The sequence below is a fragment of the Shewanella sp. 10N.7 genome (assembly GCF_020806285.1).
In the GTDB taxonomy this organism is placed as follows: Bacteria; Pseudomonadota; Gammaproteobacteria; order Enterobacterales; family Shewanellaceae; genus Shewanella; species Shewanella electrodiphila.
Genome location: NZ_JAJGZS010000070.1, coordinates 1 through 551 on the forward strand (window position 1 = coordinate 1; position 551 = coordinate 551).

1 protein-coding gene is annotated in these 551 nt (G+C 42.8%); it reads left to right on the plus strand.

Annotation, left to right across the window (positions count from 1 at the left end; all coding sequences use genetic code 11):
• The coding region (locus LMH66_RS20245) for a hypothetical protein (RefSeq protein ID WP_229372722.1) at positions 1–190 on the plus strand (190 nt) is incomplete at its 5' end.
• Between the last annotated feature and the right edge of the window lie 361 nt (positions 191–551).

Sequence of the window (551 nt, forward strand, 5' to 3'; positions counted from 1 at the left end):
CGATGATAGTGTGGGGTCTCCCCATGTGAAAGTAGGTCATCGCCAAGCGCCTAATACTGATAAAGCCCTAACACAATGTGTTAGGGCTTTTTCTTTGCCTAAAAAAAGTTCAACCGCGGGTTTAGACACATCAACAGTTGATAGTGCGAGCGATATGCCCATGTACCCTTACAAGGATAGTAAAAAATAGGGCATCGCCAAGCACCCCATATCTTTAAAATTAGTGCCTCTTAATTGAGAGCAGTTAGCCCGTTACTCAGGTAACGGGCTTTTTTGTGTCTGGAATTTGAGCGAATGAGTTAGTTAGTAGCTAAAGCTAACAGATAGTGTGAGCGATATGCCCATGTAAAAATAGGTCATTGCCAAGCGCACCATATCTTTAAAATTAGTGCCTCTTAATTGAGAGCAGTTAGCCAGTTACTCAGGTAACGGGCTTTGTTGTGTCTGGAATTTGAGTCAATGAGTTAGTAGCTAAAGCTAACAGACAGCGCGGTCGATATTGATGTGGTCAAGTAAATCTGTACACGCTTAGGGGAGTTATTATCATGCCG